Here is an 8,998-nt window from a genome sequence, read left to right as displayed (position 1 = left end):
CATGGCCAGTGAGGACGAACTGCTCGCGTACCTGAAGCGGGTGGTCGGCGAGTTGGACCGGACCCGGCAGCGGCTCGCCGAACTGGAGGCGGGCGCGGCCGAGCCGGTCGCGGTGGTCGGGATGGCGTGCCGCTTCCCGGGCGGGGTGGTCGGGCCGGACGACCTGTGGCGGATGGTCGTCGAGGAGCGGGACGCGGTGGCCGACTTCCCGACCGACCGGGGCTGGGACCTCGACTCGCTGTTCGACGACGACCCGGAGCGGGCGGGCCGCAGCTACACGCGGCGGGCCGCGTTCCTCGACGGTGCCGGGGACTTCGACGCCGGGTTCTTCGGCATCCCGCCGCGCGAGGCGCCGGCCGTCGACCCCCAGCAACGACTGCTGCTGGAGTGCTCGTGGGAGGCATTGGAGCGCGCGGGCATCGACCCGAAGTCGTTGCACGGCAGCGAGACCGGCGTCTTCATGGGCCTGATGCAGCACGACTACGCGGCCCGGCTGCGGTCCGTGCCCGCCGACCTGGAGGGCCACCTCGACCTGGGCAGCCTCGCCGCCGTCGCGTCCGGTCGGATCTCCTACACGCTCGGGCTGCGCGGCCCGGCGCTCACGATCGACACCGCGTGCTCGTCGTCGCTGGTCGCCCTGCACCTGGCCCGGCGGTCGCTGCGGGCGGGCGAGACGGACCTGGCGCTGGTGGGTGCCGCGACGCTCGTGTTCGAACCGGGGGTGTTCGTCGAGTTCAGCCGGCAGCGCGCGTTGGCGCCGGACGGGCGGTGCAAGGCGTTCGCCGACGGCGCGGACGGCTTCGGCGCGGGCGAGGGCGCGGCCGTGGTGGTGTTGGAGCGCCTGTCGGACGCGCGCCGCAACGGCCACCCGGTGCTCGCGGTGGTGCGGGGCAGCGCGGTCAACCAGGACGGCGCGAGCAGCGGCCTGACCGCGCCCCACGGCCCGGCCCAGGAGCAGGTGATCCGCCGCGCGCTCGCCGACGCGGGGCTCGACCCGGGCGACGTGGACGTGGTCGAGGCGCACGGCACGGGCACCCGGCTGGGCGACCCGATCGAGGCCGGTGCGCTGCTGGCGACCTACGGCCGGGACCGGACGACGCCGTGCCTGCTCGGGTCGGTGAAGTCCAACCTCGGGCACACCCAGGCGGCCGGGGGACTGGCGGGCGTCCTCAAGGTGGTCATGGCGATGCGGGCCGGGATCGTGCCGCGCACGCTGCACGTCGACACGCCGACCCGGGAGGTCGACTGGTCGGCGGGGGCGCTGCGGGTGGCCGCGGCGTCGGTGCCGTGGCCGGAGACCGGCCGGCCGCGGCGGGCGGCCGTGTCGGCGTTCGCGGTCGCCGGAACGAACGCGCACGTGGTGTTCGAGCAGGGCGACGAACCCGAACCGCCGCCGGTGCCCGTGCCACCGATCGAGTTGCCGTTCGCGTTGTCCGCGCACAGCCCGGCCGCGCTGCGCGCCCAGGCCGCCCGGCTGCGCGACCACCTGGACGGCCGGCGGCCGGTCGACGTGGCGCACTCGCTGCTGACGACCCGGGCCCACCTGCGGCACCGGGCCGTGCTCGTCGCCCGTGATCACGACACCCTGCGCCGTGACCTGGACGCGCTCGCGGCGGACCGGCCGGTCGAGGCCGCGCGCGGGGTCGCGGGCGGTGGCCGGACCGCGTTCGTGTTCCCCGGCCAGGGATCGCAGTGGGTGGGCATGGCGGCCGGTCTCGCCCGGCGGTCCCCGGTGTTCGCGACCCTGCTCGACGAGTGCGGCGAGGCGCTGGCGCCGCACCTGGGCTGGTCGGTGTCCGACCTGCTGCGTCGGGAGGACGCCGACTTCGCGCGGGTGGACGTCGTGCAGCCCGCGTTGTTCGCGGTGATGGTCGCGCTGGCGGGGCTGTGGCGGGCGCACGGCGTGCGGCCGGACGCGGTCGTCGGGCACAGCCAGGGCGAGATCGCGGCGGCGTGCGTGGCGGGCGCCCTGTCGCTGGCGGACGCCGCGAAGGTGGTGGCGGTGCGGGCGCTGGCGTTGGCGGACCTGGCCGCGCCGGGCGCGATGGCGTGGATCGCGTCGCCCGTCGACGAGGTGTCCGCGCTGATCACCGCCGACGTGTCCGTCGCCGCCGTCAACGGGCCCGCCTCGACCGTGGTGGCGGGCGAGCCGGAGGCGGTCGGCGCGCTGCTCGCGCACTGCGCCTCGCACGGCGTGCGTACCTCGCGGCTGCCGGTCGGCTACGCCTCGCACACCATGGCCGTCGACGTGCTGGCCGACGACCTCGTCGCGCGCATCGGGCACATCACGCCGAAGGAGTCGGAGGTGCCCTACTACTCGTCGACGACCGGTACCGCACTCGACACCCGGTCCCTGGACGCGCACTACTGGTTCCGCAACCTGCGCCAGGTGGTCCGGTTCGACCGCGCGGTGCGGGCCATGGCCGACGACGGGCACCGGCTGTTCGTCGAGGCGAGTCCGCACCCGGTCCTCGGTCCGTCGATCGTCGACGCCGTGCCGGCCACCGCGATCGCCACGCTGCGGCGTGACGAGGGCGGCCCGGAGCGGTTCCTGGCCGCGCTCGGCGAGGCGCACGCGCACGGGGTCGAGGTCGACTGGACGCCGGTGTTCGCGGGCCTTTCGCCGCGGCGGGTCGACCTGCCGACGTACGCGTTCCAGCACCGCCGGTACTGGCTGGACAACTCCGGGGTCCCGGCGGTGTCCCGGGTGGAGGTGCCCGAACCCGTCGCGTCGGCCGCGCCGTCGGGGCTCGCGGCCGTGCTCGACCTCGTCCTCGGGCACACCGCCGTGATCCTCGGGCACGTCGGGCCGGACGGCGTCGACCCGGACGTCGCCTTCCGTGACCTGGGCTTCGAGTCGCTCGCCGCCGTCCGGCTGCGTGACCGGATCAACGCGGCGACCGGACTGCGCCTGCCCTCGACGGTGGTGTTCGAGCACCCGACGCCCGCCGCGCTGGCCGACCTGGTGTGCGCGGAACTCGACGGCCCCGCCCTGCCCGCGGACGCCGCGGAGATCACCGACGACGAACTGTTCGCCCTGCTGGACAGCCGACTGTGAGCACCACCGACGAACGGACGACCATGGACGTCGAGCACAGGCTCCGCGACTACCTGCGCCGCGCCGCGGCCGAACTCGGCCGGGTGCAGGACCGCCTCGCCGAGGTCGAGGGCCGGGCGGCCGAGCCGATCGCGGTGATCGGCGCGGCCTGCCGCTTCCCCGGCGGCGTCGCCTCGCCCGAGGACCTCTGGGAGGTCGTCGCGCGCGGCCGGGACACGATCTCGCCGTTCCCGACCGACCGGGGCTGGGACCCCGACCTGTTCGACCCGGACCCGGAGCGGTCCGGGCACAGCTACGTGCGCGAAGCCGGGTTCCTCGCGGGTGCGGGCGACTTCGACGCGGAGTTCTTCCGCATCTCGCCGCGCGAGGCGTTGGCGATGGACCCCCAGCAGCGGCAGCTGCTGGAGTGCGCGTGGGAGGCGTTCGAACGCGCCCGGATCGACCCGACGTCGTTGCGCGGCACGGCGACCGGCGTCTTCGCGGGCGTGACGGGCAGCGCGTACGGGCCGCCGATCTTCGACGCGCCGCCGCAGGTGGAGGGCCACCTGCTGACCGGGATGGCGTTGGCGGTGGCGTCCGGGCGGATCGCCTACACGCTGGGCCTGACCGGTCCGGCGCTCACCGTGGACACCGCCTGTTCGGCGTCCCTGGTGACGCTCGACCTCGCGTGCCGCTCGCTGCGGTCCGGCGAGACGTCGCTCGCGCTGGCGGGCGGGGTGTCGGTGGCGGGTGCGCCGGGCGCGTTCGTCGAGTTCAGCCGGCAGCGCGGGCTGGCGCCGGACGGCCGGTGCAAGCCGTTCGCCCGCCGGGCCGACGGCACGGGCTGGGCCGAGGGCGTCGGCCTGCTGGTGCTGGAACGGCTCTCGGACGCGGTGCGCCACGGGCGCGAGATCCTCGCCGTGGTCCGGGGCAGCGCGGTCAACCAGGACGGCGCGAGCAACGGCCTCACGGCGCCGAGCGGCGCGGCGCAACAGCGCGTCATCCGGCAGGCGCTGCGCGAGGCGGGGCTGGACGCGGCGGACGTGGACGTGGTCGAGGCGCACGGCACGGGCACCCGGCTGGGCGACCCGATCGAGGCCCGTGCGCTGCTGGCGACCTACGGCCGCGACCGGGCCGAACCGTGCCTGCTCGGGTCGGTGAAGTCGAACATCGGGCACACCGCGTCGGCGGCCGGGGTGGCGGGCGTCCTCAAGATGATCATGGCGATGCGGCACGGCGTCGTGCCACCGACGCTGCACGTGGACGTGCCGACCGAGGAGGTCGACTGGACGACGGGCGCGGTGGAACTGGTCACCGCGACCCGGCCGTGGCCGGAGACCGGGCGTCCGCGTCGGGCGGCCGTGTCGGCGTTCGGGGTGAGCGGCACCAACGCGCACGCGATCCTGGAGGAGCCCCCGCGACGCCAAGCCTCCGAAGTGGACGGTGCTCGCGCCGTTTCCGAAGCGGTGCAAGGGGACTCCGACTGCCTGTCGCGGGAAGACGCGGTGCGGGCGGACGGTCCGACGCCTGCTGGTCCGTGGCCCTTCGTGGTGTCCGCACGCTCGGCCGAGGCGTTGCGGGTCCAGCTCGGCCGGGTCGCCGACCTGGCCCGGGGCGACGTCGGACTGCCTGTCCTCGCCCGGTCCCTGGCCACGACCCGGGCACACCTGAGCCACCGGGTCGCGGTGGTCGCGGGGACGCGCGAGGAACTCGTCCGGGCCCTCGACGGGCTCGAACCCGGACCGGCCGGCACGCACGGGTCGACGGCGTTCGCGTTCACCGGGCAGGGCGCGCAGCGGATCGGTGCCGGGCGGGAGCTGGCGGCGGCCGTGCCGGAGTTCGCGACCGCCTGGGAGACCGTGCTCGACCACCTCGACCCGCACGTGCCCGACCTGCGCGAGGTGCTGGCCGGCGACGACGAGCGGCTGCACCGGACCGCGTTCACCCAGCCCGCGCTGTTCGCCCTGGAGGTCGCGCTGGCCCGGCTGCTGGGCGATTGGGGCATCCGTCCCGACTACGTCGCCGGGCACTCGGTCGGCGGCCTGGTCGCCGCGCACGTCGCCGGGGTGCTCGACCTGCCCGACGCGTGCCGGCTGGTCGCCGAGCGCGGCCGGCTCATGGAGTCGCTGCCCGAGGGCGGCGCGATGATCGCGGTCCAGGCGACCGAGGCCGAGGCCGCCGACGCGCTCGACGACGGTGTGTCGCTCGCGGCGGTCAACGGACCGGAGTCCGTGGTGCTCTCCGGCGACGAGGCCGCGGTCGTGGCCGCCGCCGCCGTGTTCGCCTCGCGGGGCCGCAAGACCCGAAGGCTGAGTACCAGCCACGCGTTCCACTCGCACCGGGTCGAGCCCGTGCTCGACGAGTTCCGCCACGTGGCCGAACGGCTCCACTGGCACCCGGCCCGGATCCCCGTCGTGTCCGACACCACCGGTGCGGTCGCCGGCGCCGAACTGTCCACACCGGACTACTGGGTGCGGCACCTGCGTGCGGCCGTGCGGTTCGGCGACGTCGTCGACACGTTGGCCGAACGCGGCGTGCGCACGGTCGTCGAGGTCGGGCCGGACGCGGTGCTGTCCGCCCTTGTCGCCGACCGGCTCGGCCCCGACCGCGCGGTGCCGGTGCTGCGGGCCAACCAGTCCGAGCCGCGCACGCTGCTCGCCGCCGTGACCCGGCGGCACGTCGCGGGCGGGCGCACCGACTGGGCCGCGCTCACCCGGACCTGGGGCGTCGGTACGGTCGACCTGCCCACCTACCCGTTCCGGCACCGCCGCTACTGGCTGGCGCCCACCGCCGGGTCGACCCGGCGGGCCGCCGCCGGACTCGGGCTCGTCGACGCCGGCCACCCGCTGCTCGGCGCCGCCGTGCACGGACCGGACACGGTCGAGTTCACCGGACTGCTGTCCACGTCGACCGCGCCGTGGCTGGTCGACCACGTGATCGCCGGCCGGGTGCTGCTGCCCGGCACGGCCTTCCTCGACCTCGCGGTCCGCGCGGGCGCGGAGGTCGGTGCCGAGCGGGTCGAGGACCTGACCATCGGCGCACCGCTGGTGGTGCCGGAGGCGGGCGTGCGGCTGCGGGTGCGGGTCGGCGAACCCGACGAGCGCGGCCGGCGCGCGATCGAGATCGACACCGTCGGCGACGAGTGGGTGCGGCACGCGTCGGGCACGCTCGGGCCGCGCCGTCCCGGCGGCGTGGATCCGGTGCCCTGGCCGCCGGACGGACGACCGCTGGACACCGAGGGCTTCTACGAGCAGGCGGCCGAGCGCGGCTTCCGCTACGGGCCCGCGTTCCAGGGCGTGCGGCGGGCCTGGCAGGTCGGCGAGGAGGTGTTCGCCGAACTCTCGGCGCCGGACCGCGCCGACGCCGCGCACTACGGCGTGCACCCGGCGCTGTTGGACGCGGCGTTGCAGGCTTCGGCCCTGCGCGAGGGCGACGCGCCCGCGTTGGACGGACTGCCGTTCTCGTGGACGGGGGTGACCGCGTACGCGTCGGGCCGCGCGGACCTGCGCGTGCGGATCACGCCGACGCCGGGCGGGATGGCGTTGACCGCGACCGACCCGGCGGGCCTGCCGGTGCTGGCGGTCGAGCGGTTGGTGACCCGGCCGCTGCCGGACCTGACCCGCGTGCCCGACGGGCTGAGCCGGCTCGTCTGGACGCCCGCCGAACCCGCCGACGTCGACCGCGAGGTCGACGTGGTGCGGGTCGTCGACGACGAAGACCCGCGCGTCACCACCGCGACCGTTCTGGCCGACCTGCGCGACCGGTTGGCCGGTGCGCGGCACGTCGTCGTGGTGACCAGCGGCGCCGTGTCGGTGGCGGGCGAGGATGTCCGCCCGGCGCAGGCCGCCGCGTGGGGGCTGGTCCGGTCCGCGCAGTCCGAGAATCCCGGCCGGGTGTCCCTTGTGGACACCGACGGCGTCCTGCCGGGGGGTGATCCCGGTCCGGTGGTCGCGGTGCGCGCGGGCCGCGTGCACACGCCGTCTGTGGTGCCGGCCGGTGTGGTCGAACCCGTCGGCCGTGATCTCGGCACGGTGCTGGTGACCGGTGCGAGCGGTGTCCTGGCCGGGCTGGTCGCGCACCGGCTGGTGGCCGGGCACGGCGTGCGACGACTGGTCCTGTTGTCCCGCAGGGACTGTGCGGACCTCGCGGCCGAGCTGGGGACGGACGTCGAGGTGGTGACCGTGCGGTGCGACGTGGCCGATCGGGACGCGCTCGCCGCCGTGCTGGCCGAGCACCCGGTGGACTCGGTCGTGCACACGGCCGGCGTGCTCGACGACGGCGTGCTCGACTCGATCACCGCCGAACACCTCGACCGGGTGTTCCGGCCCAAGGTCGACGGTGCCCGCAACCTGCACGAGCTGACCGGTGACCTGGCGGCGTTCGTGGTGTTCTCCTCGGCGTCGGGCCTGTTCGGCGGGCCGGGGCAGGGCGCGTACGCGGCGGCCAACCGCTACCTGGACGCGTTGTGCGCGCACCGGGTCGCCTCCGGATTGCCCGCCACGTCGTTGGCGTGGGGCATGTGGGCGCCGGACAGCGGCATGACCGGCACGCTCGACGAGCGCGACCGGACGCGGATCGCCCGGTCCGGGATCGTGCCGATGTCCGCGGAGGAAGGACTGGCGCTGTTCGACGCGGCCCTGGCCCGGCCGGAGTCGTTCCTGGTCCCGATGCGGCACACCGGGACGCTGCCCGAGCCGTTCGGCACCGGCCGGCGTGCCACCCGACGGGTCCGGACGGCCGACCGCGTGAACCTGTCCGTCGACCTGCCCGCGGCCGAACGCGACCGGGTGGCCCTCGACCTGGTGCGGCGTACCGCCGCCGAGGTGCTCGGCTTCGCCGACCCGGACGCGATCCCGCCCGACGGCGGACTGACCGAACTCGGCGTCGACTCGCTCACCGCCGTCGAACTGCGCAACACGCTGGCCGACGCCACCGGTCTGCTGCTGCCCGCGACCCTCGTGTTCGACCACCCGACGCCCGAGGACCTGGCCCGGCACCTGATCAAGGAACTCGACGCCGAGCCGGTGGCGGCACCGGCGTCGGCGCCGACCGGGAGGCTGCTGTCCCTGTTCGGGCACGCGGCGCGGGCGGGCGGCGTACCGGCCCTGTTCGGTGCGTTGCGCTCGGCGGCCTCGTTCCTGCCGACGTACACCACGCCGCCGGACTCGCTGTCCGCGCCGGTCCGGGTGGCGCACGGGCCGCACGAGGTGCCGTTGGTGTGCCTGACGTCGTTCCTCGGACCGTCCGATCCGTCGACGTTCCTGGGCTTCGCCCGGTCGCGGCAGGGTGTGCGGGACGTGTTCGTGCTGCGCCAGCCCGGTTTCGCGCCGGGCGAGCCGTTGCCCGCGTCGTTGGACGTGCTGCTCGACACGCACGAGGCGGCGGTGCGCTCGTGCGTCGGCGACCGGCCGTTCGTCGTGGTCGGCCATTCGTCGGGTGGGTTGGTCGGCTACGCGCTCGCGGCGCGGCTGCGGCCGCGGGCCTTGGTGCTGCTCGACTCCTACCACCCGGCGGCGCAGGGGGACCTGGTCGCCGATCTGCTGCCGGCGCTGGTGGCGCGGGCGGCGGGCGGGGGTGAACCGGACTGGCTGCTGCCGACCAGTTGGTACACCGGGTTCGACTGGCCCGTCGGGCCGCCGGCTGTGCCGACGCTGTTGGTGCGGGCGGGCCGTCCGGTCGAGGGGTTCCCGGAGGCGTGGCGGGCGCAGTGGCCGGGGGAGGTGACCGTGCGCGAGGTGTCCGGGGACCACTTCGACGTGGTCGGCGGGTGCGTGGCGGAGACCTCGCGGGTGGTGGACGAGTGGCCGGCGGCCCGGTGATCGGGTCGGGTCGGGGTGCCGGTCCGCGGGTGGTTCGTGGGCCGGTGGTCCGGTCGTGTGGTGGGTGTGCGGCCGGCGGCGCGGTGGTCCGGCCGAAGCGGTCGGACCACCGGAACCGCCCGAAGTGGTCGGAGCGTCCGGA

Annotated in this window: 1 protein-coding gene and 1 pseudogene; both read left to right on the top strand. The window is 75.9% G+C overall.

Annotated elements, in window-relative coordinates; all coding sequences use genetic code 11:
* Positions 1–13 precede the first annotated feature (13 nt).
* Positions 14–3,058, top strand: a pseudogene (locus F4559_RS19455) (type I polyketide synthase); the annotation flags it as partial.
* Positions 3,055–8,856 carry a type I polyketide synthase gene (locus F4559_RS19450; RefSeq protein WP_184670682.1) on the top strand — a complete coding sequence of 1,934 codons (5,802 nt, stop codon included), beginning with the start codon at positions 3,055–3,057 and terminating at the stop codon, positions 8,854–8,856. The pseudogene F4559_RS19455 and the gene F4559_RS19450, both read left to right, overlap by 4 nt.
* The last annotated feature ends 142 nt before the right edge of the window (positions 8,857–8,998 follow it).

The organism is Saccharothrix violaceirubra (genome assembly GCF_014203755.1).
Lineage (GTDB): Bacteria > Actinomycetota > Actinomycetes > Mycobacteriales > Pseudonocardiaceae > Actinosynnema > Actinosynnema violaceirubrum.
The sequence above is the reverse complement of the archived record's forward strand: the minus strand, read 5'-3'. Positions and strand labels throughout refer to the sequence as shown.